This is a genomic window from Micromonospora coerulea (assembly GCF_016598485.1).
In the GTDB taxonomy this organism is placed as follows: domain Bacteria; phylum Actinomycetota; class Actinomycetes; order Mycobacteriales; family Micromonosporaceae; genus Micromonospora; species Micromonospora coerulea.
On record NZ_JAEMUW010000010.1, the window covers coordinates 18,163 to 44,857 of the forward strand.

General features: G+C 73.7%; 18 protein-coding genes. 13 read left to right on the top strand and 5 right to left on the bottom strand.

What is annotated here, in order from left to right:
- The first annotated feature begins 23 nt into the window (after nucleotides 1-23).
- The 4 genes from I8N68_RS14735 (at nucleotide 24) to I8N68_RS14750 (ending at nucleotide 7,590) form a co-directional block, all read left to right on the top strand.
- Nucleotides 24-1,376, top strand: a complete 1,353-nt coding sequence (locus I8N68_RS14735; protein ID WP_200210541.1) for a glycosyltransferase family 4 protein — start codon at nucleotides 24-26, stop codon at nucleotides 1,374-1,376.
- 60 nt (nucleotides 1,377-1,436) lie between these two features.
- Nucleotides 1,437-3,287 (top strand): nucleoside-diphosphate sugar epimerase/dehydratase, encoded by a 1,851-nt coding sequence (locus I8N68_RS14740; RefSeq protein WP_200210542.1) that lies wholly within the window; start codon nucleotides 1,437-1,439, stop codon nucleotides 3,285-3,287.
- Between the two features lie 174 nt (nucleotides 3,288-3,461).
- Complete coding sequence (locus I8N68_RS14745) at nucleotides 3,462-6,572, top strand: M14 family metallopeptidase (protein ID WP_200210543.1); 3,111 nt, start codon at nucleotides 3,462-3,464, stop codon at nucleotides 6,570-6,572.
- Between the two features lie 103 nt (nucleotides 6,573-6,675).
- On the top strand, nucleotides 6,676-7,590 hold the full coding sequence (locus I8N68_RS14750; protein ID WP_234039761.1) for an NAD(+)/NADH kinase: 915 nt from the start codon (nucleotides 6,676-6,678) through the stop codon (nucleotides 7,588-7,590).
- A 33-nt stretch (nucleotides 7,591-7,623) separates the two neighbouring features.
- Here the strand turns inward: I8N68_RS14750 and pgm are convergent, their stop codons facing one another.
- Entirely contained in the window at nucleotides 7,624-9,267 is a 1,644-nt protein-coding gene (pgm, locus tag I8N68_RS14755; RefSeq protein WP_200210545.1) for a phosphoglucomutase (alpha-D-glucose-1,6-bisphosphate-dependent), read from the bottom strand.
- A gap of 46 nt (nucleotides 9,268-9,313) precedes the next feature.
- Nucleotides 9,314-10,546, bottom strand: coding sequence for a glucose-1-phosphate adenylyltransferase (gene glgC, locus I8N68_RS14760; RefSeq protein ID WP_200210546.1), 1,233 nt, complete (start codon nucleotides 10,544-10,546; stop codon nucleotides 9,314-9,316).
- Nucleotides 10,547-10,618: 72 nt separating this feature from the next.
- Here glgC and glgA point away from each other — a divergent pair, with 72 nt between their 5' ends.
- The 4 genes from glgA (at nucleotide 10,619) to I8N68_RS14780 (ending at nucleotide 17,612) form a co-directional block, all read left to right on the top strand.
- A complete protein-coding gene (glgA, locus tag I8N68_RS14765) occupies nucleotides 10,619-11,827 on the top strand; it encodes a glycogen synthase (protein WP_234039731.1) in 1,209 nt (402 codons plus the stop codon).
- Between the two features lie 38 nt (nucleotides 11,828-11,865).
- Nucleotides 11,866-13,962: an alpha-1,4-glucan--maltose-1-phosphate maltosyltransferase gene (locus I8N68_RS14770; RefSeq protein ID WP_200210547.1), complete on the top strand. Its 2,097-nt coding sequence runs from the start codon at nucleotides 11,866-11,868 to the stop codon at nucleotides 13,960-13,962.
- Complete coding sequence (gene glgB / locus I8N68_RS14775) at nucleotides 13,950-16,052, top strand: 1,4-alpha-glucan branching protein GlgB (protein WP_200210548.1); 2,103 nt, start codon at nucleotides 13,950-13,952, stop codon at nucleotides 16,050-16,052. Before I8N68_RS14770 ends, glgB begins: the two co-directional genes overlap by 13 nt.
- A 72-nt stretch (nucleotides 16,053-16,124) precedes the next feature.
- Nucleotides 16,125-17,612 carry a M48 family metallopeptidase gene (locus tag I8N68_RS14780; RefSeq protein ID WP_200210549.1) on the top strand — a complete coding sequence of 496 codons (1,488 nt, stop codon included), beginning with the start codon at nucleotides 16,125-16,127 and terminating at the stop codon, nucleotides 17,610-17,612.
- A gap of 44 nt (nucleotides 17,613-17,656) precedes the next feature.
- On the opposite strand, the gene I8N68_RS14785 is transcribed toward I8N68_RS14780, so the two are convergent.
- Complete coding sequence (locus tag I8N68_RS14785; protein ID WP_200210550.1) at nucleotides 17,657-18,697, bottom strand: App1 family protein phosphatidate phosphatase; 1,041 nt, start codon at nucleotides 18,695-18,697, stop codon at nucleotides 17,657-17,659.
- A gap of 123 nt (nucleotides 18,698-18,820) precedes the next feature.
- Here I8N68_RS14785 and I8N68_RS14790 point away from each other — a divergent pair, with 123 nt between their 5' ends.
- The 4 genes from I8N68_RS14790 (at nucleotide 18,821) to I8N68_RS14805 (ending at nucleotide 23,154) form a co-directional block, all read left to right on the top strand.
- Nucleotides 18,821-20,437, top strand: coding sequence for an ArnT family glycosyltransferase (locus tag I8N68_RS14790; protein WP_234039732.1), 1,617 nt, complete (start codon nucleotides 18,821-18,823; stop codon nucleotides 20,435-20,437).
- A 22-nt stretch (nucleotides 20,438-20,459) separates the two neighbouring features.
- Entirely contained in the window at nucleotides 20,460-21,257 is a 798-nt protein-coding gene (gene yaaA / locus I8N68_RS14795) for a peroxide stress protein YaaA (RefSeq protein ID WP_200210552.1), read from the top strand.
- 101 nt (nucleotides 21,258-21,358) lie between these two features.
- Nucleotides 21,359-22,027 carry a hypothetical protein gene (locus I8N68_RS14800; protein WP_200210553.1) on the top strand — a complete coding sequence of 223 codons (669 nt, stop codon included), beginning with the start codon at nucleotides 21,359-21,361 and terminating at the stop codon, nucleotides 22,025-22,027.
- 158 nt (nucleotides 22,028-22,185) lie between these two features.
- Entirely contained in the window at nucleotides 22,186-23,154 is a 969-nt protein-coding gene (locus tag I8N68_RS14805; protein ID WP_372433722.1) for a TAXI family TRAP transporter solute-binding subunit, read from the top strand.
- On the opposite strand, the gene I8N68_RS14810 is transcribed toward I8N68_RS14805, so the two are convergent.
- Both I8N68_RS14810 and I8N68_RS14815 read right to left on the bottom strand, forming a co-directional pair.
- Entirely contained in the window at nucleotides 23,151-24,626 is a 1,476-nt protein-coding gene (locus I8N68_RS14810; protein WP_200210555.1) for a sensor histidine kinase, read from the bottom strand. The two genes, I8N68_RS14805 and I8N68_RS14810, sit on opposite strands and share 4 nt — an antisense overlap.
- Nucleotides 24,627-24,635: 9 nt before the next feature.
- Entirely contained in the window at nucleotides 24,636-25,292 is a 657-nt protein-coding gene (locus tag I8N68_RS14815; protein WP_200210556.1) for a response regulator transcription factor, read from the bottom strand.
- A 127-nt stretch (nucleotides 25,293-25,419) separates the two neighbouring features.
- Between I8N68_RS14815 and I8N68_RS14820 the strand changes: the two genes are divergently transcribed.
- The gene (locus I8N68_RS14820; RefSeq protein ID WP_234039733.1) at nucleotides 25,420-26,688 is read left to right on the top strand and encodes a putative hexosyltransferase; all 1,269 of its coding nucleotides are present in this window, start codon (nucleotides 25,420-25,422) and stop codon (nucleotides 26,686-26,688) included.
- Nucleotides 26,689-26,695: the final 7 nt, after the last annotated feature.

Genomic DNA, 26,695 nt, shown 5'->3' on the forward strand with positions numbered 1-26,695 from the left:
CCACATCTGGAGAAGGACCCACCGTGACCCGACCGCCGCGCAACCGCCGACACGTGCTGGTGCTCAACCACTATGCCAAGCCACTGTCCGAACCGGGGGGTACCCGGCACGTGGAGTTGTTCAGCCGACTGCGCGACTGGGACTGGACGATCGTCGCCGCGGACCGGGACGTGTACTCGCGCCGGCGCTTCACCGGCCGGGAGCCGAACTTCGTCCGGGTCCGGGTACCCGGCTACACCCGCAACGACCACCGCCGGGTGCTGAACTGGCTGGGCTACGCGGCCGGCGCGCTGGTCCGGTCGATGCTGCGCCGCCGCCCGACGGTGGTGTACGCCTCGTCGCCACACATTCTCGCCCCGGTGGCGGGCTGGCTGGCCGCCGCCGTCTGGCGGGTGCCGTTCGTGCTGGAGATCCGGGACCTCTGGCCGGAGTCGATGGTGGGTACGGGTTACCTGCGGCGGGGGTCGGCGATGCACCGGATGCTCTCCGGCCTGGAGCGGTGGCTGTACCGGCGGGCCGACCGGATCGTCATGGTGGCCGAGGGCTGGCGTTCCTACTTCCGGTCGCTGGGCGTGGACGAGAACAAGCTGATCTGGGTGAGCAACGGTGCCGAGCCGTCGGCGTTCACCCTGCGACCCGACCGGTACCCCCCGCTGCGGGACCGACTGCCGGTGCGCGGCCGGCTGATCGTGTTCGCCGGCGCGCACGGTCAGGCCAACGGCCTGGACGAGCTGCTGGACGCGGCGGCGGAGCTGCCGCAGCACACCTTCGCGCTGATCGGCGACGGCATCGACAAGCCCCGGCTGGTGGCGCGCGCCACCGCCGAAGGGCTGTCCAACGTGCACTTCCTGGACATGATCCCGAAGGCCGAGTTCGCCGGCGTCCTGGGCGGGGCGGACATCGGGGTGCACGCGCTCGCCGACGCGGAGGTGTTCCGGCTGGGTGCCAGCCCGAACAAGCTCTACGACTACCTGGCCGCCGGGATCCCGGTGGTGACGAACTGCCCGGGCGAGCCGCACGACATCGTGCGGGCGTCCGACTCGGGCGCGGCGGTGCCCCCGGGGAAGCTGGTCGTGGGGCTGCGCGAGCTGGTCGACCGGGAACCCGCGGTGCTGCGCGAGATGGGTGCGCGCGGCCGGCGGTTCATCGAGGCGAACCGGTCCCGTACCGCGATGGCGGCCCGCCTTCAGCGGGTGTTGGACGACCTGGCGCCGCAGCGTGGCCGGGACGGTACCGGATCGGTGCCGGCCGCTCCGCGCACCGGGTCGGACGGGCCGATGCCGGAACGGCCGACCGTGCTCTCGCGAGGGAAAGAATCGGACTTTATACCTGAAACTCCCCCAAACAGCTCAGAACTCCCTGTAAGCAGATGTTGACCCTCAGGAGATGTCTCCGCCGCAGGCGGAGGTACCCCGGACCGCGACAGGGAGTGGTAGATGCCCCCCGAGGCAGATCGCACCGAAACGACACCCCGGAGCCGGGCGCGCCAGCGCGCCACCGGCTTCCTCGCCACCGACGCGGCAGCCTGGATCGGCGGGTTCCTCGCCGCCGCGTGGGCCCGGTACGAGTTCGACCTGACCGCGGGCCAGGCGACCCGCGCCGCCGCGGTCGGCGCGGGTGCCGCCGCGCTGCACGTCGTCGTCGCCGGCATCCGCCGGATCTATTCAGGACGGCACCCGCTGGGCAGTCTGCAGGAGATTCGCGGGCTGGCCGGCAGCGCGGCCGCCACGGCCCTGCTGGCCCTGCTGGCCCTGCTGCCGCCGGCCGAGCGGCCGGTGCCGGCCAGCGCCCCGCTCGTCGGCGGCGCGCTCGCCCTGCTGCTGATGTTCGCCGCGCGGTACGTCTACCGGCACCGCCACGACCTGGCCATGCGACCGGACGCCCGCTCCGCCACCCCGGTCCTGCTGTTCGGCCTCGGCAACGCCGGCCAGGGCCTGCTCCGCGCCATGCTCAGCGACCCCCGGGGCCGCTATCTCCCCGTCGGCGTCCTGGACGACGACCCCGCGAAGCGGGACCTGCGGGTGGGCGGCGTCCGGGTGCTCGGCGGGCGACACGACGTCGGCACCGCGATCCGCCGCACAGGCGCCACCACGCTGATCTTCTCGGTCGCGAACGCCGACGCCGCGCTCATCCGGCAGATCCGGGAGGCCACGCTCAGGACCGGCGCCGCGTTCAAGGTGCTGCCGCCGGTACGGGAACTGGTCGACCACCGGATCACCGTCACCGATGTCCGGGACGTTCGGATCAGTGACCTGCTGGGCCGCCGGCAGGTGGTCGGTGACCTCACCCTGACCGGTAACGGGCTGACCGGACGACGGATCCTGGTGACCGGCGCCGGCGGTTCGATCGGCTCGGAGCTGTGCCGGCAGATCATGCGGGCCGACCCGGGCGAGCTGATGATGCTGGACCGCGACGAGTCCGCGCTGCACGCGCTGCAGATGTCGCTGCACGGGCGGGCGCTGCTCGACGGCCCCGAGCTGATCCTCGCCGACCTGCGCGACGACGCGGGGATCAAACAGATCATCCGGGAGCGGCGCCCCGAGATCATCTTCCACGCGGCGGCGCTGAAGCACCTCACCCTGCTCCAGCGGCACCCGGGCGAGGCGGTCAAGACCAACGTCTGGGGCACGCTGTCGGTGCTGGAGGCCTGCCGCGACGTGGCCCGCTTCGTCAACATCTCCACCGACAAGGCGGCCGACCCGGTCAGCGTCCTCGGCTACTCGAAACGGATCACCGAGCGGCTCACTGCGCACGCCGCGGCGGCGTACCCGGGCACCTTCCTCAGCGTCCGGTTCGGCAACGTGCTCAGCAGCCGGGGCTCGGTGGTGACGGCGTTCCAGCGGCAGATCGAGTCCGGGCAGCCGGTGACCGTCACCCACCCGGACGTGACCCGCTACCTCATGACCGTGCAGGAGGCCGTGCACCTGGTGCTTCAGGCAGCCGAGATCGGCCGGGACGGCGAGGCGCTGGTGCTGGACATGGGCGAGCCGGTGCGGATCGAGGACCTGGCCCGGCAGATGATCGGGCAGGCGGCGAGCCCCGTGCCGATCATCTACACCGGACTGCGCCCGGGCGAGAAGCTGCACGAGGACCTGCTGGGCACGGGCGAGGCCGACGTCCGCCCGCTGCATCCGCTGATCTCGCAGGTGACCGTCCCCGCGCTGGAGCCGACGGAGGTCACCGGCCTCGACCCGTTCGACGATCCGGAGAAGGTCATCGCGAAGCTCGCGATGCTCTGCGACCGTCCGGTCGCGGACGGCGCCGTACGGCTGCCACTGTCCCGCTGAGCCGCAGCTGACCAGGGGTGGACCAGGCCGGTCCACCCCTGGTCGGCGTACCCGATCGGCCCACCGCGCTCCCGTTCAGCGACCTTCCGTGCGGAAGACACGCATGGAGACATTGACATGGCTGACCGTCACCGACAGGCTCGCGTCACAGGTCCTTCCACCAAAGGGGGCGCGATGAGACCGACGCGACTGGCGATCGCCGGCGTGTTCACTCTGGTCGGCGCGATGGCGCTGACCGCACCGGCGAGCGCGCGGCCACCGTCCGATCCGGGCGGCCGCGACGGCTTGGAGGTGTACGTCGGCACGGTCAACGCCGAGCAGCTCGACCGGCTGCGGGCCGCCGGGGTCGACCTCGACGAGGATCACCGTTCCATCGACGCGACCGGCGGCACGACGATCGAGACCGTGCTCACCCGGCGCGAGGCGGCCCGGCTCACCGGCCAGGGTGTCCCGTTGACCGTCAAGAAGGTGCGCGGCAAGGACGCCTCGCAGGCCCTGCGGGAGCAGGCCGCGGCCGGCTGGACGGCGTTCCGCTCGTACAGCGAGCCGGGCGGCATCCGGGACGAGATCACCGCCACCGCCGCCCGGTTCCCCGGGCTGGCCAAGGTGGAGACGATCGGCCGTACGGTGCAGGGGCAACCCATCCTCGCCGTCAAGGTGACGAAGAACGCCCGCACGCTGCCGGACGGGAAGCGCCCGTCGGTGCTCTACGCCAGCACCCAGCACGCCCGGGAGTGGATCACCCCGGAGATGACCCGCCGGCTGCTGCACCACGTGCTGGACAACTACGGCACGGACGCCGACATCACCCGGCTGGTCGACACCACCGAGCTGTGGTTCCTACCGGTGGCCAACCCCGACGGCTACGACCACACCTTTACCCCCGACAACCGGCTGTGGCGCAAGAACCTCCGCGACAACGACGGGGACGGCCAGATCACCAGCGCCGACGGCGTCGACCTCAACCGCAACTACAGCTACAAGTGGGGCTACGACGACGAGGGCTCCTCGCCCGAGCCGAACAGCGACACCTACCGCGGCACCGGGCCCAACTCCGAGCCCGAGACCAAGGCCCTGGACCGGCTCTTCACGCGGGTCGGCTTCGAGTTCTTCGTCAACTACCACTCCGCCGCCCAGCTGCTGCTCTACGGCGTCGGCTGGCAGGTCAGCACGCCCACCCCGGACGACGTCATCTACGAGGCGATGGCCGGCGACGACGCGCACCCGGCGGTGCCCGGCTACGACCCCGACATCTCCGCCGAGCTGTACACCACCAACGGCGACACCGATTCGCACGCCCAGGTCCGGTACGGCACCCTCGGCTTCACCCCCGAGATGTCCACCTGCCAGACCGCCGCGGCGTCCGATCCGGACGACCAGTGGCGTCCTGAGGACTGCGTCAGCGGCTTCATTTTCCCGGACGACGAGAAGCTGATCTCGGCGGAGGTGGCGAAGAACCTGCCGTTCGCCCTCGCGGTGGCCAAGTCGGCGGCCGACCCGGACGACCCGGTGTCGGTGGTCGGCCGGAGCACCCCGGACTTCCGGGTCGACGCCTTCGACACCTCGTACGGGCGGACCCAGCAGGTCGCGTCGATCACCCGACGGACGCTCGAGGACGTCCGGATGCACTACGTGGTCAACGGCGGCCGGCCGAAGACCGTGGCGGTCCGCGAGTGGCGCGGCGGCGAGCGGTACGGCGACACGAACGACGACTACTACGCCGAGCTGCGCGGCACGGTGACCGGCACGAAACCGGGTGACCGGGTGGAGGTCTGGTTCACCGGGGTCAAGCCCCGCCAGGGCCCCGTCGCCAGCGAGCACTTCACCTACCGGGTGCACGCCGACATCGGCGGTGACGTGCTGGTGCTCGCGGCGGAGGACGTGACCGGGCTGAGCCCGGCGCAGACCGCCACCACCGCCAAGTACGCCGGCCAGATCGCCGCCTCCGTCGAGGCCGCCGGCCACCGCGCCGACGTGTACGACTTCGACGCGATGGGCCGCCGGGCGCCGCACCCGCTCGGCGTGCTCTCGCACTACCGGGCGGTGGTCTGGGAGACCGGGGACGACATCATCCTCCGCTCCCCCGGCCAGGTCGGCGGCACCGCCGCCGAGGCCGCGCTCACCACCGAGCTGGCCGTCCGCGACTACCTCAACGAGGGCGGCAAGGTGCTGGTCAGCGGCAAGTACGCGCTCTTCGCCCAGGGCGCCAACGGCTCGTACGTCTACCGGCCGGGCGCCCCGCCGGAGTGCACCGACCCGGACGACGTGGCCTGCCTGCCGCTGCTGAACGACTTCCAGCAGTACTACCTCGGCGCGTACAACTACGTCAGCGGCGGCGGCACCGACCCGGACGGCGACCCGTACCCGGTGCGCGGCTCCGACGGAGCGTTCGCCGGCTTCGAGGGGCAGCTCAACGCGGCCGGGTCGGCCGGCAACCAGGACCACACCGCCTCGTTCCTCACCACCTCGAGCTTCCTGCCGCCGGAGCAGTTCCCGCAGTTCGCCAGCTCGGCGGCGGTGGACTGGGCGCGGCCGGGCGCGGCGCCGTTCGACCCGCGGACCGGCGACTGGTACCTGTACAGCGGCCGGGCCGACGAGTCGTACAAGCGGCTCACCAGGACCGTCGACCTGGCCGGGGCGAGCAGCGGCCAGCTGCGCTTCTTCGCCTCGTACGACGTCGAGCAGAACTGGGACTTCCTGTTCGTCGAGGCGCACGAGGTGGGCAGCGACCAGTGGACCACGCTGCCCGACCTCAACGGGCACACCGGCACCGCCACCGGGGAGAGCTGCCAGTCCGGCTGGGTGACGCAGCTGCACCCGTTCCTCGGCCACTACCAGGGCGCCGACTGCTCCCCCACGGGCAGCACCGGCACCTGGAACGCGGCCACCGGGGCTTCCGGCGGGTGGCAGGAGTTCGCCGTCGACCTGTCGGCGTACGCCGGCAAGAAGGTCGAGCTCTCCATCTCGTACGTCTCCGACTGGGGCACCCAGGGTCTCGGGGTCTTCCTCGACGACGCCCGGGTGATCGCCGACGGGGCCGTGCTCGCGGAGACCTCGTTCGAGACCGCCGACCTGGGCGGCTGGACGGTGGCCGGCCCGCCGGCCGGCTCCGCCGGCGCGCCGAACGACTGGACGCGCAGCCAGCAGGCGTTCGAGGAGGGCTCGGCGGTGGTCACCGACGACAGCGTCTACCTCGGCTTCGGCCTGGAAGGGCTGGCCCCGGCGGCCCGGGACGACCTGGTCGCCCGGTCACTGCGCCACCTGACCGGCGCGCCGCTCCGGTAGCGGTCCGCGGGTGCGCCGGCGGTGGGAGGCCACCGCCGGCGCACCTTCGCCGGTACGCCGGACGATCCGCACGCCGGTGTGGTGAGCTGTACGGGTGGCGGGACTGGGTCTGGTGCTGCACCCCACCCGGGACGTCTCCGAGGTGGTCGGGATCATCGAGCGGTGGGCGTCGCGCCACCGCAAGTCGCTGATGGTGCGCGCCGAGGACAAGCACCGCGTGCCGTCGAGCGTCGCGCCGGTCCCCGAACGGGAGCTCGCGGGCCGCGCGGACGCCCTGATCAGCATCGGCGGGGACGGCACCATGCTGGGCGCGCTGCGCTCGGCCGTGCGCGACCCGAAACCGGTGCTCGGGGTGCACCTGGGTCGGCTCGGCTTCCTGGTCGAGGTCGACCCGCGGGCGCTGCCGGAGGCGCTCAGCCGGCTGCTGTCGAAGAACTTCACCATCGAGTCGCACGCCTGCCTGGCCTGCGACGTGTGCGGCGACGACGTGGTGGCCTTCAACGACATCGCGATGGTCCGCCAGCCCGGCTCCGGCTTCGTCACCGCCACCCTCGCGGTGAACGGGCAGCGGTACGGCTACTACCGCTGCGACGCCCTGGTGGTCAGCACGCCGACCGGTTCCACGGCGTACAGCTACGCCGCGGGCGGCCCGCTGATCTCCCCGGCCGCGGACGCGGTGGTGGTCACCCCGTCGTCGCCGATGGCCGGCATCTCCCGCGCGGTGGTGCTCTCCCCGGAGGAGAGCATCCGGCTGGAGCTGCGGCCGCACTCCGCGGCGGTGGCCATCGAGATGGACGGGCTGGTGTTCCGGGACGCGGCGACCGAGGGCGCGGTGGACATCAGTTATCGCCGGGACGCCGGCCTGGTGGTCCGCTTCGACCCGCGGCGCCACCAGGAGCGCAACCAGCTGAAGCTGAGCCTGCTCGACCTGCCGTTCCTCCCCGACCAGCTACGCGAGCTGCTCCCGGAGGAGCTGCGGCGGGAGCGCGACCAGCGGGAGTCGGAGCCGCCCTGCTGACGAAGCGCTGGCCCACGGACCGGGGCAACCGGCTCAGGCCTGCGCGAGCACCCCGTCGACCAGCGACTTGGCCTCCTGCTGGATCCGGGCCAGGTGCTCCGGGCCCTGGAACGACTCGGCGTAGATCTTGTAGACGTCCTCGGTGCCGGAGGGGCGGGCGGCGAACCAGCCGGACTCCGTGGTCACCTTGAGACCGCCGATCGGGGCGTCGTTGCCGGGCGCGGCGGTGAGGGTGGCGGTGATCGGCTCACCGGCCAGCTCCGTCGCCGTCACCTGGTCCGGGGAGAGCTTCGCCAGCACCGCCTTCTGCTCCCGGCTGGCCGGGGCGTCGATCCGGGCGTACGCGGGCGCGCCGAAGCGCCCGGCCAGCTCGGCCCAGTGCTCGCTGGGGCTCCGTCCGGTGGTCGCGATGATCTCCGACGCGAGCAGGCAGAGCAGGATGCCGTCCTTGTCGGTCGTCCAGGTGCTGCCGTCGCGGCGCAGGAACGACGCGCCGGCGCTCTCCTCGCCGCCGAAGCCGACCGCCCCGTCGAGCAGCCCGGGCACGAACCACTTGAAGCCCACCGGCACCTCCAGCAGCGGCCGGCCCAGGTCCTCGGCGACCCGGTCGATCATGGAGGAGGAGACCAGCGTCTTGCCGACCGCGGCGGCCGGCCCCCAGGCGGACCGGGTCCGGAACAGGTGGCCGATCGCCACCGCCAGGTAGTGGTTCGGGTTCATCAGCCCGCCGTCCGGCGTGACGATGCCGTGCCGGTCGGCGTCGGCGTCGTTGCCGGTGGAGACCTGGTAGTCGGCGCGGGCGGCGATCAGCGAGGCCATCGCGTTCGGCGAGGAGCAGTCCATCCGGATCCGGCCGTCCCCGTCGAGCGTCATGAACCGCCAGGTCGGGTCGACCGTCGGGTTGATCACGGTCAGGTCGAGGCGGTGCCGCTCGGCGATCTCCCCCCAGTACGCGACGCTGGCCCCGCCCAGCGGGTCGGCGCCGATCCGCACGCCGGCGTCCCGGATCGCGTCGATGTCCAGCACGGCCGGCAGGTCGTCGACGTAGTGGGCGAGGAAGTCGTACGCCCCGGTGGTGTCGGCGGCGCGGGCCCGCGCGTACGGGATCCGCTTCACCTCCTTGAGCCCGGCGGCGAGGATCGCGTTCGCGCGGTCCTGGATCCACTTCGTGACGTCGGCGTCGGCGGGCCCGCCGTGGCTGGGGTTGTACTTGAAGCCGCCGTCCTCCGGCGGGTTGTGCGACGGGGTGATCACGATGCCGTCGGCGAGCCCGCTGCTGCGGCCCCGGTTGTGGGTGAGGATCGCGTGCGACGCGGCCGGCGTCGGGGTGTAGCCGTCGCGGCTGTCCCGCAGCACGGTGACGTCGTTGGCGGCGAGCACCTCCAGCGCGCTGGCCTCGGCCGGGGCGGAGAGCGCGTGGGTGTCCCGGGCCAGGAAGAGCGGCCCGTCCAGTCCGCGCTCCCGGCGGTAGTCGCAGAGCGCCTGGGTGACGGCGAGGATGTGGTCCTCGTTGAAGGCGTTCTTCAGCGACGAGCCGCGGTGCCCGGAGGTGCCGAAGGAGACCTGCTGCGCCGGGTCCGCGGGATCCGGGTGCTCGGCGTAGTAGGCGGTCACCAGCCGGGGCACGTCGACCAGGTCGGCAGGCTCGGCGGGCTGGCCGGCACGGGGATGGGCCACTGATGATCCTCCTGACGGACTGTTGCGGTTGCGGGACTGGCGGGGCTCAGGGCTCGACGCGCTGGCCCTTGCCGATGACGACGATGCCGTTGTCGGAGACGGTGTAGCGCTGCCGGTCCTTCTCCAGGTCGACGCCGATCTCGGCGCCCTCCGGGACGTAGACGTTCTTGTCCAGGATGGCCCGGCGGACCACCGCGTGCCGGCCGATCTCGACACCCTCCATGAGCACCGCGCCGTCCACGTGCGCCCAGGAGTGCACCTTCACCTTCGGCGAGACGATCGAGTTCTCCACCAGCGAGCCGGAGACCACCGCGCCCGGCGAGACCATCGAGCCGACCGCGCGGCCGACCCGCTCGCCCCACTGGTGGACGAACTTCGCCGGCGGGTACGGCGGCTGCATGCTGTAGATCGGCCAGTCGAAGTTGTAGAGGTTGAACACCGGGTGCACGTTGATCAGGTCCATGTGGGCGTCGTAGAAGGAGTCCAGCGTCCCCACGTCGCGCCAGTAGCCGCGGTCCCGGTCGGTGCTGCCCGGCACCTCGTTGTCCTTGAAGTCGTAGACGTTGGCCTCGCCCCGCTCGACCAGCATCGGGATGATGCTGCCGCCCATGTCGTGCTTGCTGGTCTTGTCCTCCGCGTCGCGCTCGACGGCCTCGCACAGCGCACCGGTGCTGAAGACGTAGTTGCCCATCGAGGCGTAGATCTGGTCCGGCGCGTCGGGGAGCCCGACCGCGTCGGTGGGCTTCTCGCGGAACGCCCGGATCCGGCGCCCGTCCTCGCCGACCTCGATCACCCCGAACTGGTCGGCCATGGACAGCGGCTGGCGGATGCCGGCGACCGTCACCGCGGCGCCGGAGGCGATGTGGTCATCCACCATCTGCCGGGGGTCCATCCGGTAGATGTGGTCGGCGCCGAAGACGATCACGTAGTCCGGCTGCTCGTCGTTGATCAGGTTGAAGCTCTGGTAGATGGCGTCGGCCGAGCCGGCGAACCACCACGGGCCGCGGCGCTGCTGCGCCGGCACCGGGGTCACGTAGTTGCCGAGCATGGTCGACATCCGCCAGGTCTGGGTGATGTGCCGGTCCAGCGAGTGGGACTTGTACTGGGTCAGCACGACGATCTTCAGGAAACCGGCGTTGGCCAGGTTGGAGAGGACGAAGTCGACCATGCGGTACATCCCGCCGAAGGGGACGGCCGGTTTCGCCCGGTCCGTGGTCAGGGGCATCAGGCGCTTGCCCTCCCCGCCGGCAAGGACGATCGCGAGCACCTTGGCAGCCATGTCACGACGCTATCCACCCGGCTGCAACTTCACCACTCGTACGGACGGACTTCTGCACTAGGGTGCGGGGGCATGACGGATTCCGCTCGCCTGCGCGTTGACCTGCTCACCCGGGAGTACCCGCCGGAGGTGTACGGCGGCGCCGGGGTGCACGTCGAGTACCTGGCCCGCGAGCTGCGCCGGCTCGCCGACGTCCGGGTGCACTGCTTCGGCGTGCCGCGCACCGAGCCGGGCGTCACCGCGTACGCCGATCCGCCCGGCCTGACCGGCGCGAACGCCGCGCTGCGCACCATGGGCGTGGACCTGGAGATGGCGGCCGGCTGCGCCGGCACCGACGTGGTGCACAGCCACACCTGGTACGCGAACCTGGCCGGGCACACCGCGAAGCTGCTGCACGGGGTGCCGCACGTGGTGACCGCGCACAGCCTGGAGCCGCTGCGGCCGTGGAAGGCCGAGCAGCTCGGCGGCGGCTACGCGCTCTCCTCCTGGTGCGAGCGGACCGCGGTGGAGGCGGCGGACGCGGTGATCGCGGTGAGCGCGGGGATGAAGCGGGACGTGCTGACCGCGTATCCGGCGGTCGACCCGGACCGGGTCCGGGTGGTCTACAACGGCATCGACACCGCGCAGTACGCCCCGGACACCGGCACCGACGTGCTCGACCGGCTCGGGATCGACCCGAGCCGCCCGAGCGTGGTGTACGTGGGGCGGATCACCCGGCAGAAGGGCCTGCCGTACCTGCTGCGGGCGGCCCGCGACCTGCCCGCCGACACCCAACTGGTGCTGCTCGCCGGCGCGCCCGACACCCCGGACATCGCCGCCGAGGTGGAGGGGCTGGTCGCGAAGCTGCGGGCCAACCGCTCGGGGGTGATCTGGGTGGCGGAGATGCTGCCCAAGCACGAGGTGATCCAGGTGCTCACCCACGCCACGATCTTCGTCTGCCCGTCGGTGTACGAGCCCATGGGCATCGTCAACCTGGAGGCGATGGCCTGCGAGACGGCGGTGGTGGCGACCGCCACCGGCGGCATCCCGGAGGTCGTCGCCGGCGGCGAGACCGGCCTGCTGGTGCCCATCGACCAGGCGACCGACGGCAGCGGCCGGCCGCTGGATCCGGAGCGTTTCGTGGCCGACCTGGGCGCGGCCATCAACGAGCTGCTCGCCGATCCGGAACGGACCCGGGCGTTCGGCCTGGCCGGCCGTCGCCGGGCGGTGCAGCACTTCTCCTGGGACGCGGTAGCGGCCCGAACGATGGAGGTGTACCGGTCGGTGGGAGCGGCAGGTTGACCCGAGCGCGAAGCGATCTCGCGCAGTAGGTTGACGGGGTGACTGGACGGTTCCCGATCGAAGACGTCTCCCCCGTCGTCGCCTGCGGTCGCTATCCGGCCAAGGCCGTGGTCGGGGAGATCGTGCCGGTGTCGGCCCGGGCCTACCGGGAGGGGCACGACGCGCTCGGCTGCAACGTGGTCTGGCTCGGCCCGGACGGCGTCGCCCGCCCGTTCACCCGGATGCGGCCGGGCGAGCCCGGGCAGGACCGCTGGCACGCCACCATCCGGCCGGACGCGGTCGGCGACTGGGTCTTCACCGTCGAGGCGTTCCAGGATCCCTACCTCACCTGGCAGAACGCCGTGACCAAGAAGGTCGCCGCCGGCCAGGGCCCGGCCGAGCTGGCCAACGACCTGGCCGAGGGCGCCCGGGTGCTGGAGGCGGCCCTGGAGCTGGTCCCGGCCGGTGACCGGGACCAGGTACGGGCGGCGGCGAAGGCGCTGCGCGAAGACGACCTGCCGTTGCCCACCCGGGTCGCCCCGGCCCTCGACCTGGCCCCGCTGCTCTGGGACCACCCGGTGCGGGAGCTGGTCACCACCGGCGAGGAGCACCGGCTCTGGGTGGACCGCCCCCGGGCGCTCTTCTCCGCCTGGTACGAGTTCTTCCCCCGCTCGGAGGGCGCGATCCCGGCCACCGTCGATAAGCCCGCCCGCTCGGGCACCTTCCTCACCGCGCTGGACCGACTGCCCGGCGTCGCGGCGATGGGCTTCGACGTGCTCTACCTGCCCCCGATCCACCCGATCGGCCGGGTCAACCGCAAGGGCCGCAACAACTCGCTCACCGCCGGGCCGGACGACGTGGGCTCGCCGTGGGCGATCGGCGCCGCCGAGGGCGGCCACGACGCCATCCACCCCGACCTCGGTACGCCGGAGGACTTCCGCGACTTCATCGCCGCCGCCGCCGAGCAGGGGCTGGAGGTGGCGATGGACCTGGCGTTGCAGTGCGCCCCGGACCACCCCTGGGTCACCGAGCACCCGGAGTGGTTCACCACCCGGGCCGACGGCAGCATCGCGTACGCGGAGAACCCGCCGAAGAAGTACCAGGACATCTACCCGCTGAACTTCGACAACGACCCCGACGGCATCCGGGCCGAGGTGCTGCGGGTGGTGCTGCACTGGGTCGGCGAGGGCATCCGGATATTCCGGGTGGACAACCCGCACACCAAGCCGTTCGACTTCTGGCACTGGCTGATCGCCGAGGTCAAGAAGGTCGACCCGGACGTGCTCTTCCTCGCCGAGGCGTTCACCCGGCCGGCCATCATGCACGGCCTCGGGAAGGTCGGCTTCACCCAGTCGTACACGTACTTCACCTGGCGCACGTCGGCGGCCGAGATGCGGGCGTACTGCGAGGAACTGGTCGCCGCGGCCGACTACATGCGACCGAACTTCTGGCCGAACACGCCCGACATCCTGCACGAGTCGTTGCAGCACGGCGGCCCGCCGATGTTCAAGATCCGCGCGGTGCTGGCCGCGCTGCTCTCCCCCTCCTGGGGCATGTACGCCGGCTACGAGCTCTTCGAGCACGTCGCCCGCCCCGGCGCAGAGGAGTACCTCGACAACGAGAAGTACGAGCTGCGCCCCCGGGACTGGGCCGGGGCGCAGGCGCAGGGCCGCTCGCTGGCGCCGTTCGTCGCCACCCTGAACCGGGTGCGCCGGGACAACCCGGCCCTGCACCAGCTGCGCAACCTGCGCTTCCACGACATCGACAACCCGGCGCTGCTCTGCTGGTCCAAGCACGACCCCGACACCGACAACACGGTGATCGTGGTCTGCTCGTTCGACTCGCACACCGTGCAGTGGGGCAACACCACGCTGGACATGCCGGCGCTGGGCTTCGACTGGCACGAGCGGTTCACCGTGCGCGACGAGCTGACCGGTGCCAGCTACGACTGGGGGCAGCGCAACCCGGTCCGGCTCGACCCCTACCTGCAACCCGCGCACGTGTTGACGGTCCGCCGCCCGGCCGCGGCGCCCGCCCCGCAACCGGCCGCGCCGGCGGCGCCGGAGCTGACCGTCGAAGACGTACCCGCCGAGCTCTCCGGCGGCACCGCCCCGACCGCACCGGCTGCGAAGGACGACGCACGATGGACCAGCTGATCGCCGGCGAGACGCACGACCCGCACGCCGTCCTCGGCGCGCACCCGGCTGGCGGGCGGACCACCATCCGCACCATGCGCCGGGGCGCCACGGACGTGGCGGTGCTGGTCGACGACGAGCGGCACCCGATGAAGCGGGTGCACGGCGTCGGGGTCTTCGAGGCCGTCGTGCCCGGCGAGGTGCTCGACTACCGGGTCGAGGTGGACGGCGTCGCGCACGACGACCCGTACCGCTACCCGCCCACGCTGGGCGAGCTGGACCTGCACCTGATCGGCGAGGGGCGGCACGAGCGGCTCTGGGAGGCGCTCGGCGCCCGGGCCTTCGACGAGGGCGTCGCCTTCACCGTCTGGGCCCCGAACGCCCGTGGCGTGCGGGTGGTCGGCGACTTCACCGGCTGGGGGGCGGACGACGGCTGGCCGATGCGCTCGCTCGGCTCCAGCGGCGTGTGGGAGGTCTTCGTCCCCGGCGCGCAGGTCGGCGCCCGGTACAAGTACCGCGTCCTCGGCGCCGACGGGCAGTGGCGGGACAAGGCCGACCCGATGGCGGCGTACGCGGAGGTGCCGCCGGCCACCGCCTCGGTGGTGCACCACTCGACGTACGAGTGGCAGGACGCGGCGTGGCTGGCGCGGCGGGCGCGGCGGCAGCCGCACCAGGAGCCGATGAGCGTCTACGAGGTGCACCTCGGCTCCTGGCGGCCCGGCCTCGGCTACCGGGAGCTGGCCGAGCAGCTCACCGCGTACGTCACCGAGCTGGGCTTCACCCACGTGGAGTTCCTGCCGGTGATGGAGCACCCGTTCGGCGGCTCCTGGGGCTACCAGGTGACCGGCTACTACTCCCCCACGTCCCGCTTCGGCGACCCGGACGACTTCCGGTACCTGGTCGACCGGCTGCACTCCGCCGGGATCGGCGTGATTCTGGACTGGGTGCCCGCGCACTTCCCCAAGGACGAGTGGGCCCTGGCCCGCTTCGACGGCACCCCGCTGTACGAGCACCCCGACCCGCGCCGCGGCGAGCACCCGGACTGGGGCACGTACGTCTTCGACTTCGGCCGCCGCGAGGTGCGCAACTTCCTCGTCGCCAACGCCCTGTACTGGCTGGCCGAGTTCCACGTCGACGGCCTGCGGGTCGACGCGGTCGCCTCGATGCTCTACCTGGACTACTCCCGGCAGGAGGGCCAGTGGGCGCCCAACCGGTACGGCGGCCGGGAGAACCTGGAGGCGATCGCCTTCCTGCAGGAGGTCAACGCCACCGTCTACAAGCAGCACGCCGGGGTGGTGATGATCGCCGAGGAGTCCACGGCCTGGCCCGGGGTGACCCGGCCGACCGCCGACGGCGGGCTGGGCTTCGGCTTCAAGTGGAACATGGGCTGGATGCACGACACCCTGCTCTACACCTCGAAGGACCCGATCTACCGGCAGCACCACCACCACCAGCTCACCTTCTCCCTGGCGTACGCCTGGAGCGAGAACTACGTGCTGCCGATCAGCCATGACGAGGTGGTGCACGGCAAGGGCTCGCTGGTCGGCAAGATGCCCGGCGACACCTGGCAGAAGCTGGCCAACGTGCGGGCGCTGCTCGCCTACATGTGGGCGCACCCGGGCAAGCAGCTGCTCTTCATGGGCTGCGAGCTGGCCGACGATCGGGAGTGGAGCGAGGAACGCGGGCTCGACTGGTACCTCACCCACGACCCGGCCCGGGCCGGCGTGCAGCGCCTGGTCGCCGACCTCAACGCCGCGTACCGGGCCACCCCGGCGCTCTGGGCGCAGGACACCGAGCCGGCCGGATTCCGGTGGATCGCCGGCGACGACGTCGCGAACAACGCCGTCTCGTTCATCCGGATCGCACCGGACGGCGCCACCCTGGTCTGCGTGGCGAACTTCTCCGCGTTGCCGCTGGAGGACTACCGGGTGGGCCTGCCGGCCGGCGGCACCTGGACCGAGGTGATCAACACCGACGCGCACCACTACGGTGGTTCCGGGGTGGGCAACCTCGGCGCGGTGCACGCCGAGAACGTGCCCTGGCACGGGATGGTGGCCTCGGCGGCGCTGCGGGTGCCCCCGCTCGGCGTGCTCTGGCTGCGCCGCGACTGACCCGTCCGCACGGGGTCTTGTCCGGGATCCACCTTCGTCGCTAGCCTGACCGGCGCACGGGGGAGGAGATCAATGAGGACGTCGCTGCGGGCGCTGCTGTCCATCGCCCTGCTCGTCGGGTTCTACGTGCTGGCCTTCGGGCTGGTGGTGGCGGTTGCCGCGTTCGGGTTCGGGGTCGGCACCGACACCGACGGCTCCGGCACGGTCACGTACCGGCCGCTGGCGATCGGCGCCGCCATCGCCCTGCTCGCCGCGCTGGCGGTGGGTCTGGGCAAGGTGTTGACCGCCCGGCCGCACGCCCCGGCCGGGATCCGGCTCACCCCCGAACGGGCCCCGGAGTTCTGGGCGCTGGTGCGGGACCTGGCCGACCGCGCGGAGACCCGCCCACCCGACGAGATCCAGCTGGTCGCCGAGGCCAACGCCGGGGTGACGGAGGAGTCCCGGCTGCTGGGTCTGCTGTCCGGCTGGCGCATCCTGGTCGTCGGCATGCCACTGCTGCGGTCGTACACCCTGGACCAGTTGCGGGCGGTGCTCGCGCACGAGATGGGGCACTACTCGGGACGGCACACCCGCACCGCCCAGCTCGCCCACCGCGGCCGCATGGTGGTGGTGGAGACCGTCCAGCACACCACCGACGGGCTGTTCCGCGCCGTCCTCTCCGGCTACGCGCGGCTGTACGTGGCCGTGGAGCAGAGCGTCAGCCGGCAGATGGAGTACGAGGCGGACCGCGCCGCGGTCGCCGCCGTCGGTCGGGCGACGATGGTCAGCGCCCTACGCGAGACCCGGGTAGGGGCAACGGCCTGGGACACCTACCTGGAGCGGCACCTGCTGCCCGCGTACGACCGGGGGCACCTGCCCGAGGACGTCTTCGGCGGGTACGAAGCCTTCCTCGCGGAGTGCCGCGACGAGCTGACTCAGCGGAGCATCGAGGTCGCGCCGGAGGAACCCGCCTGGTGGGAGTCGCACCCGCCGATCGGCGCCCGGATCGCCGCGCTCCGGTTCGTGCCGGATGTGCCGGTGGAGGCGGACGGCCGACCGGCCACCGTACTGGTCCCCGAGCTGGACGCGGCGAGCCGGCAACTCCAGGCGGGCAGCTACGAACGGGCCGGGATCCGGCTGCTGCCCTGGGACCGGCTCACCCCGACGCTCGCCGACCAGACCGCCCGCGGATTGGCCCACCCGCTGTTCCAGGCGGCGAGCCGACTCACCGGCCGCACCGACCCGGACCTCAACCTTCTGCTGGACCTCTTCGCCGCCGACCGGTACGCCGAGCTGGCCCGGGGGCTCGCCCCGGACGCCGACGGCGAGGACGGCCTGCACGAGCTGACCGCGGCCTTCGAGGGCGCGGTGGAGTCGGCGGCGGTGGAATCGGGGGTGGCCGCCTGGCGGCACTCCTGGTCCGGCCCACCGGAGCTGCTCACCGACGACGGCCGACCGCTGCCCCTCGGCGAGCTGGTGGAGCTGGCCGCCGACCCGGTCACGGTGCCCGCCGCCCGGGAGCGCCTCGCGGCTCTCGGCATCCGGGTGTCGGCCCTCCCCGCGTCCCCCGCTCCCGCATAACGGCAACCCGGCCCACGGGCGGCGGGCGCGGGCCGGGGCGTGCCTCAGACCAGGCCCGCTTCCCGCAGCAGCTTCCACAGTCCGGCGCCGTCCGGGGCGGAGAGCCACTTCTGCCCCACCGGCCCGGAGGACGGTAGGCCCGCCGGCGCGGGCAGGCTGCCGGCCAGCACCGACTGGGTGGGCGAGAGCCGGCGGATCGCCACCCCGGCCACGTTGTCCGGGTGGGCGGCGGCGAACTCCCGGTAGATCTCCTGGTCGTGCTGGCCGTCGTCGCCGATGAGCAGCCAGCGCACGTCCGGGAACTCCCGGGCCAGCCGGGCCAGGGTGGCCCGCTTGTGCTCCCGGCCGCTGCGGAACCAGCGATCGGCGGTGGGACCCCAGTCGGTGAGCAGCAGCGGCCCGGCCGGGTACAGGTGCCGGGACAGGAACCGGGTCAGCGTCGGCGCGACGTTCCAGGCGCCGGTGGAGAGGTAGAAGACCGGCGCGCCGGGGTGCGCGGTGGCCAGCCGCTCGTAGAGCACCGCCATGCCGGGCACCGCGGCCCGGGCGTGCTCGTCGAGGACGAAGGTGTTCCAGGCCGCGAGCAGTGGCCGGGGCAGCGCGGTGACCATGACCGTGTCGTCGATGTCGGAGAGGACGCCGAAGCGCACGGCCGGATCGAGGATGCGGACCAGCGCCTCGACCGGCTCGGCGTCGGGCACGGTGAGGCGTACCGAGCCCCAGCCGGGGGCGAAGTCGGCCCGGATGACGGTGTCGACGAAGCCGCTGCGGTCGGCGGTCGCCTCATGCCGTACGCCGCCGGCCTCGATGGTGACCGTGGCGTGCTTGGCGGGCAGGGTGGCGAAGCTGCGCCAGCCGCGTACCTTGTCCAGCCGGCCGCGCTGGCGGGTGTCGGGGCGGCCGAGCAGCACCCGGCAGAGCACCCGCGCCCAGCCCGGGGCGCCGTAGCCGGCGTACGCGATGATGTTGGCCTGCCACCCGGTGCGCCGCAGCCGGCGTTCCACCAGGTTGTGCAGGGCATCCTCGATCCGCGCGGCCCGGTGCAGGTTCGGTACGGCAAGCTCGCCAGCGGGTGTGGGTGGCACGCTGCCACCCTGCCACACCTGGGCGAGAGCGGCCACGCGAGCCAGCGCCGGCCGACTCGGCCGATCCACCCCCGCCGCCCGTCGCCACCGTGAAAAACTGCGGTCGGGACGACGACGGGGGCGTTGGTCGTGTCGACACCAGTGCAGCATCCGGGCCGACGGCGCCCGACGCTCGACCGGCCGGCGCTCGTCGCGCTGCTGCTCGGGCTGGCCGGGGTCGGCTACCGGCTGGTCCTGATCCTGCTCACGCTGCCCGGGTCGAACAGCGACGAGGCCACCTTCGGGCTGGCCGCGATCCACATCGCCGCCGGCCGGGAGCGGCCGGTCTTCCTCTACGGCCAGCACTACATGGGGATGCTGGAGTCCTATCTGGCGGCCCCGCTGATCGGGCTGGCCGGGCCGAGTTGGCCGGTGCTGCGGCTGCCCCTGCTGGCGCTGTACGCGCTCTTCCTCTGGCTGATGTACCGGCTCACCCGCCGGCTCTGCTCCCCCTGGTTCGCCGTCCTGGTCGTCGGCCTGCTGGCGCTCGGCTCGGAGCGGGTGATCCGGGACCAGCTCACCGTCGTCGGCGGCCGCCCGGAGGTGAAGCCGGCGGTGGTGGCGATGCTGCTGATCGGGCTCACGCTGGCCGAGCGCCGGGTCCGGCACCGCTGGCTGGCGACCGGCCTGTTCGGCCTGCTCGCCGGGGTGGCGCTCTGGTCGGACTGGCTGATCGTGCCGTACCTGGTGGCGGCCGGACTGCTGCTGGTCTGGGCAGCGCCCCGCGACCTGGTGGGCTGGCCGGGGGTGCTGCTGGTGGTTGGCTTCCTGGTCGGCATCGCGCCGATGATCAAGGACAACCTGGTGGCCCCGGACGGGCAGGATTCGCTGTCGGTGTTGCGGGAGATCAGCACCAAGGCCGGGCCGGTGCCTTCGTGGTCGGACCGGCTGCGTGGCGGGCTGCTGGAGGGGGTGCCGCTGGCCTCCGGGCACTGCCCGATGGACGGCTGCGCCCGCTGGCAGCAGTGGTTCGGCCCGCTCTATCCGGCGCTGCTGCTGGCCGCCGCGCTGCTCGCCCTGGTCGCGTACCGGCGCGCCGCGCACCGGGCCGAGCGGGTCCGGCCGGCCGGGCAGCTCGCCCTGGTCGTGGGCGCCGGGTTGACCCTGCTCGCGTACGTCCGCAGCCCCCTCGCCGCGGCCGATCCGCTCGGCAACTCCCGCTACCTGTCGGTGCTCCAGATTTCCCTGCCGGCGGTGCTCTGGCCGCTCTGGCTGGCCGCCGCCCACGCGGGGCGGCGCGCGGCCGGGGCGGCGGGCCGGGTCGGGGGCGTGGTGGCGGCCGTGGTGCTGGCCGCGCTGGCCGCCACCGCGCTCGTGGGCACCGCGCGCTTCGTCGCCGACGCCGGCTCGGTGCGCGAAGCGGAGCGGCACACCCGGGAGTTGGCCGACGCGGTGCGCCAGGCCGGCCTGCGCGAGGTGTACGGCGACTACTGGACCTGCAACCGGCTGATCTTCAACACCGGGGAGGCGGTGGCCTGCGGGGTCCTCGACGGCAGCCTGACTCCGGGGCAGAACCGCTACCCGGCGTACTGGCAGCGGGTGGGCCGGGCCGACCGGCCGGGCTACGTGGTGGAGGTGGGCTCGTCGGCGGAGCGCGGCCTGCGCCGGCTGCTCCGCGACCGGGCGGACGCCGCCGTGGTCGCCGAGGTCGGCGGTTATCGCGTGTACCACCCGGAGACGGCCGTCCGGCCGTGGCGCTGAGTCCGGGCCGTACGCTGGCCGGGTGCTCATCCTGCTGCCGCCCTCCGAGGGGAAGGCCGACGCCGGCGCCGGCCGGCGGCTCGACCCGTCCCGGCTCTCCCTGCCGGAGCTCACCGGAGCCCGGGAGGAGGTGCTGACCGCCCTGGTGGCGCTCTGTGCCGGCCCGGACGAGGCGGCGGCCCGGGCGGCGCTCGGCCTCAGCGAGGCGCAGCGCGGCGAGTTGCGCCGCAACGCGCGGCTCCGGGCGGCGGCCACCGCCCCGGCCGGCCGGATCTACACCGGGGTGCTCTACGAGGCGCTGGACCTGGCCACGCTGCCGCCCGCGGCGGAGCGGCTGGCGCGCCGGTCCGTGCTGATCAGCTCCGGTCTGTGGGGCGCGGTGCGACTCACCGACCGGATCCCGCCGTACCGCTGCCCGATCGGGGCGAAGCTGCCCGGGGTGGGGGCGCTGTCGACGTACTGGCGGGCGGCCCTGGGACCGGCGCTGGCGGCGGCCGCCGGCACCGGCCCGGTGCTGGACCTGCGCTCCGGCGCGTACGCGGCGACCTGGACCCCGCGCGGCGAGCTGGCGGCCCGGACGGTGACCGTCCGGGTGCTGCACGAGCGGGTCGTCGACGGGGTGGTGACCCGCGCCGTGGTCAGCCACTTCAACAAGGCGACCAAGGGCCGGCTGGTCCGCGACCTGCTCACCGCCGGGGCCCGGCCCCGCACCGCGGACGGCCTGGTCGGCGCGCTGCGGGACCTCAAGTACGCGGTCGAGGAGCAGCCGGCCGCGGCCGGCCGGCCGCGCCAGCTCGACGTCGTGGTGACGGAGCTGTAGGCGCAAATTTTGCTCAAGGCTGGCGCGAACCGGTTTCGTCGCACCGGCGTGGGGGCCACGGTAGGGGGACCCCGACCCCGACGCCGACAAGGAGCGGTCCGATGGCCCTCGAACCCACCACCCTGCTCGACCGGCCCCGACTGCCGTCGCCGCCACCGCTGGACTGGCTGACCCTCGCCGACGCGTTCGAGGTGGCCTGCCTGGTCCGCTGCACTCCGCCGCCGGCCACCGACGGCCGCCGCCCGACCGTCGGCAGGTACCGGGGCGGGTTCGCCGAGTTCAACCGGGAGGACGCGGCGCAGCGGATGCGGCAGCTGCTCGGCCGGCTCGACGTGCCCGTGGAGCACGAGCTGGCCACCGGTGGGCTGCGCCGCCGGTACGAGGTGCACCGGCTGTACGTGCCCCGGGAGCACCGGTCGACGTATGCGACGCTGCTGGAGGCCGGCTGGCGGCAGGGCCGCCGGGAGCTGCTCGGCGGGCCGGTGCCCGGCGCCTCCACCGCCCGGCGGGTGTGGCGTCCCCGGCTGGCCGCCGCGGCCTGGCGCTCGGCGCTGCTGGCCGGCGGCCGGCACGTCCGCCGGCACATCCTGGGGGTCCGGCTGACCGACCGGGAGCTGGCGGCGGTGCTGGTCCGCGGCGCCGCGCTGCTGGAGGTACCGGCGTTGCTCCGGCCCGGCGCCGGCTGCTTCGTGGTGAGCGTGGCGCACGGCCCGCACCGGGACCGGATCCTGGACAGCGCCGCCCTCGCCCCCGCCGTGCCCGCCGCCTGACCCCCTGCTCCGCCCGGACCGTAGGACTCCTCCGCCGGGCCGGCGGCCGGCCGATTGACCGGTCCGGCCGGCAGCGCGCGGCCGACGGGGCGACACACCGGGCCGGTCGTGTCCCGGTCGCCGGCCGGGCTTGCGCGCGGGGCGGTGCACGGCGCACAGTGCAGCCCGTGAGTCGTGGCTGGTCTCTCCGTGCCCGGCGCCGGGCCGCCGCGCCGCTGGCGCTGGTGGTGCTGGTGGCCGCGCTGACCGGGCTCGGCGGGTGCCGGGACGAGCGCGCCGAGCCGGTGCGGATCCGGATCGCCACCGGCAGCCCCACCGCCGTCTACCACGCCTTCGGGCAGTCGCTGGCCGCCGTGCTGAACCGGGAGCTGCCCGGAGTCCGGGCGGACGTGGTGGTCACCGCCGCCTCCGCGCAGAACGTCCGGCTGGTCGGCTCGGGCGCGGCGGAACTGGGCTTCACCCAGGCCGACGTGCTGCCCGCAGCGCCGCCGGAGCAGCCCGGCGTGCTCGCCGTGGCCCGGGTCTACGACGACCTGCTGCACCTGGTCACCACGGCCGGCGCGTCGGTGCGGACGCTGGCCGACCTGCGCGGGCGGCGGGTCTCGGTGGGCGCGGAGGGTTCCGGCACCGAGGTCACTGCCACCCGGCTGCTGACGGTGGCCCGGCTCGGCGGGGACGCGGTCCGCCAGGAGCACCTGGGCCTGGACGACTCCGTCGCCGCGCTGCGCGCCGGCCGGATCGACGCCTTCTTCTTCTCCGGCGGCCTGCCGGTGCGCGGCGTCGCGAAGCTGGCCGGCACCACCGCGGTCCGGATCGTCGAGCTGGGCGAGTGGACCGAGCCGCTGCGCCGCGCGTACGGGCAGGTCTACGTGACCCGGGACGTGCCCCAGTCGGTGTACGGGACACCGCCGGTCAGCACCGTGGCGAACCCGAACTACCTGATCGTCCGGGCCGACCTGCCGGAGGCGCTGGTCCGGGAGGTCACCCGGCTGCTGATGGAGCGCCGGGCGGAGCTGGCCGCCGCGCACCCGGCGGCCGGCCGGATGAGCCCCCGCTCGGCGATCGTCACCACCCCGCTGCCGCTGCACCCCGGGGCCGCCGACTGGTACCGAGCGAGCAAGCCCTAACCGGCGTCGGCGCGTACCGCCCCGGCGGGCGTGACGCCGGCGTCCGGGTCGGCGGCCACCCCGTCGCCCCCGCCGGCCGGGTCGGCGACCACCTCGTCACCGGCGTCCGGGGCCGGGAACCACAGCTCGGCGACCAGTCCCCGGGGCTCGCCCTGGCGCATGGTGAGCCGGCCGTCCGAGGCGTCCACCAGCACCGCGACGATGGTCAGCCCCAGCCCGGCGCCGTCGACGTTCTGCACGTCCGGCGCCCGCCAGAACCGCTCGGTGGCCTGGTCGAGCTGGCTGGCGGTCATGCCCGGGCCGGTGTCCCGGACCTCCAGCGCGGTGCCCCCGTCGGCCGCCCGGACGATCACCGTCACCTCACCCCCGGCGCCGCTGAACTTCACCGCGTTGTCGATCAGGGCGTCGAGCGCCTGGTCGATGGCGGTGGGCACGGTCCGGGCGTACGCCGGGGCGTCGACCCCGACCAGCCGGAGGGTGACCGACCGGTGCCGGGCCAGCGGCTGCCAGGCGGTCACCCGGGAGGCGGCCAGCGCGGCCGCGTCCACCGTGATCCGCTGGTTCTCCTCCCGTTCGGCGCGGGCCAGGGTGAGCAGCGCGTCGAGCACCAGGGCCAGCCGGTCGGTCTCCTCCAGCGCCAACCGGTGCTCGGCGCGCCCGTCGGCGTCGGCGAGGCTCGGCCCCAGTTCCTCCACCCGCAGCCGCAGCGCGGTCAGCGGGTTGCGCAGCTGGTGGCTGGCGTGCGCGACGAAGGCCCGCTGCCGGTCCATCACGTCGGAGACCACGTCGGCCATGTTGTTGAAGCTCGCCGCCAGCCGGCGCAGCTCCGGCGGGCCCAGCCGGGGGCGCACCCGGGCGCCCCGGTCACCCTCGGCGATCTCGTGGGTGACCGCGTCCAGCTCGGTGACCGGGCGCAGCACCCACCCGGCCAGCCCGAACGCGGTCGACACGCAGGCCAGCACCGCGAGCAGGCCGATCCCGGCGAGCAGCAGCCACCAGGACGTGACGGTACGCCGCACCCGGTCGGCGGGGGTGGCGGTGACCACCGCGCCCAGCACCTCGCCGCCGTCGTTGATCGGGACCGCCACCACCACCGGCCCGTGCGCCCACGGCCACACCGACTCCGGGCCACTGAACTGCTGCCCGGCCAGCGCGGTGTCCAGCGCTGAGGTGGTGCCCTGGCCGGCCCGCCAGCCGCGGGACGCGACGACCGTGCGGCCGTCCCGGTCGACCACCGCCGCGCCGATGCCGTACAGCTGGTCGTAGGCCCCCAGCTCGGCGTCGAGCGGACCGGGGCCGCCGCCGCGTAGCGCCGGCCCGGCCAGCGAGGCGAAGCGGGTGGCGTCGGCCAACCGGTCGGCGCGGACCCGGTCGGTCTCGCGGCTGGCCAGGGTGGCCGCCAGCGGCGTCTCCAGCGCCAGGAGCACCAGCACCATCAGCAGCAGGTAGCTGATCACCAGCCGACGACGCACCCGGCCTCCTCACTCGCCGCGGAGCCGGTAGCCGACCCCGCGGACGGTCTCCACCAGGGTCGGGTCGCCGAGCTTGCCGCGCAGCGAGCCGACGTGCACCTCCACGGTGTGCCGGTCGGCCCAGGTGGTGCCCCAGACGTCGAGCAGGATCCGGTCCCGGGGCACGGCCACCCCGGGTTGCCGGGCGAGGGAGACCAGGATGTCGAACTCCTTGCGGGTGAGGGCGACCGGCCGACCGGCCACGCTCACCGTCCGCCCGCCCACGTCGATGCGGACCGCGCCGGCCTCGATCAGGTTCCGCTCCGGCACGGTGTGGGCCGCCCGGCGCAGCACCGCCTCGATCCGGGCCTGCAGCTCCACCATCGAGAACGGCTTGACCACGTAGTCGTCGGCGCCCAGCCGCAGGCCGAGCACCCGGTCGCGTTCCTCGCCGCGGGCGGTGACCGCGATGATGCCGAGCTGGCTGCTGCGCCGGCGCAGCTCCCGGCACAGATCCGTGCCGTCGCCGTCGGGCAGGGTCAGGTCGAGCAGCACCAGGTCGCAGGGGGCGGCGGAGAGCGCGGCGGCGACGGTGGCCGCGTGCTCCACCTCGTACCCGCGCCGGGTGAGCGCCGACGAGAGGGCGGCGGCCACCCGACGGTCGTCCTCGACCAGGAGGATCCGCACCCCTGTCCCCCAATTCCCTCGACCTGCTGCCCACGAATGGTGGCAGACGGGCCGGCGCGGCGGGAGTCCCCGTCCCCCCGCCGCAGGGCCGGACGACCGGCGACCCGGTGGGTTAAGGTTCTGCCTTGTGTCCGCTCCCGCCGCCGCGCACGACGAGTCCGCGCCCCGCCGCGACCTCGACGCCGAATCCCCGACCGACCCCGACCGCCGCGGCGTGACCCCGGCTCCGGCCGCCGGGACCGGCCAGCCGGACGGCCCCGCGGACGGGCGGCGGCCCGGGTGGTGGCTGCGGTACCCGGCGGCGCAGGCGATGGCGCTCTACGCGCTGCTGCGCGTCAGCGGGCTGGTCATCCTGGCGATCTTCGCCCACCGCGCCGGCACGGACTTCTGGCCGCTGCTGCACAGCCGGTTCGACAGCAGCTGGTACGTGCAGATCGCCGACAACGGGTACGACCAGGGGCTGGTGAACCACCGCCCGGACGGGTCCAGCCGGCTGCCAAACCTGCCGTTCTTCCCGCTCTACCCGGGGCTCATCGCGGCGGTCGCCGCCATCACCCCATTCTCCACGCCGGTCGCCGCGCTGATCGTCTCCTGGCTGGGTGGGCTGGCCGCCGCCGCGGGGATCTACGCCGTCGGCGCCCACCTCGGCTCCCGCCGGGTCGGGCTGCTCCTGGTGGGCCTCTGGGCGGTGCTGCCGCACGCCATCGTGCAGAACATGGCCTACACGGAGACCATCTTCACCGCGCTGGTCGCGTGGACGCTCTACGCGCTGCTGCGCCGGCAGTGGCTGACCGCCGGCCTGCTCTGCCTGGTCGCCGGCCTCTCCCGGCCCACCGCCACGACGGTGGCCGCCGCGGTCGGCCTGACCGCGCTGGTGGCCATCGTCCGCCGGCAGGACGGCTGGCGGCCCTGGGTGGCGGCGGCGCTCAGCCCGCTGGGGTACCTGGGCTACCTGGCCTGGATCGGGCACCGGCTGGGCCGGATCGACGGCTACTTCCACATGCAGGAGACGACCTGGCGGATCGGCTTCGACGGCGGGGCGTCGACGGTCAAGGCGCTGGACGAGATGCTGACCCAGCCGACCAGGCTGGCGTTCTACATGTCCACCCTGCTGCTGGGGCTCGCGGTGGTGCTGATCGCGCTGCTCGTCCTGCACCGCTACCCGCTGCCCCTGGTGATCTACTCGATCGCCTTCTTCCTGATCAGCATCGGCACCGAGAACTACTACTGGGCGAAGGGCCGCTACCTGATGCCCGCCTTCACGCTGCTGCTGCCGATCGCGATGGGGCTCGGCAAGGCCCGCCGGAGCACCGTGGTGGCGCTCTTCGTGTTCCTGGTGCTGGTCTCCGGCTGGTACGGCACGTACCTGTGCCTGGTCTGGAAGGCGTCGCCGTAACCCGCCG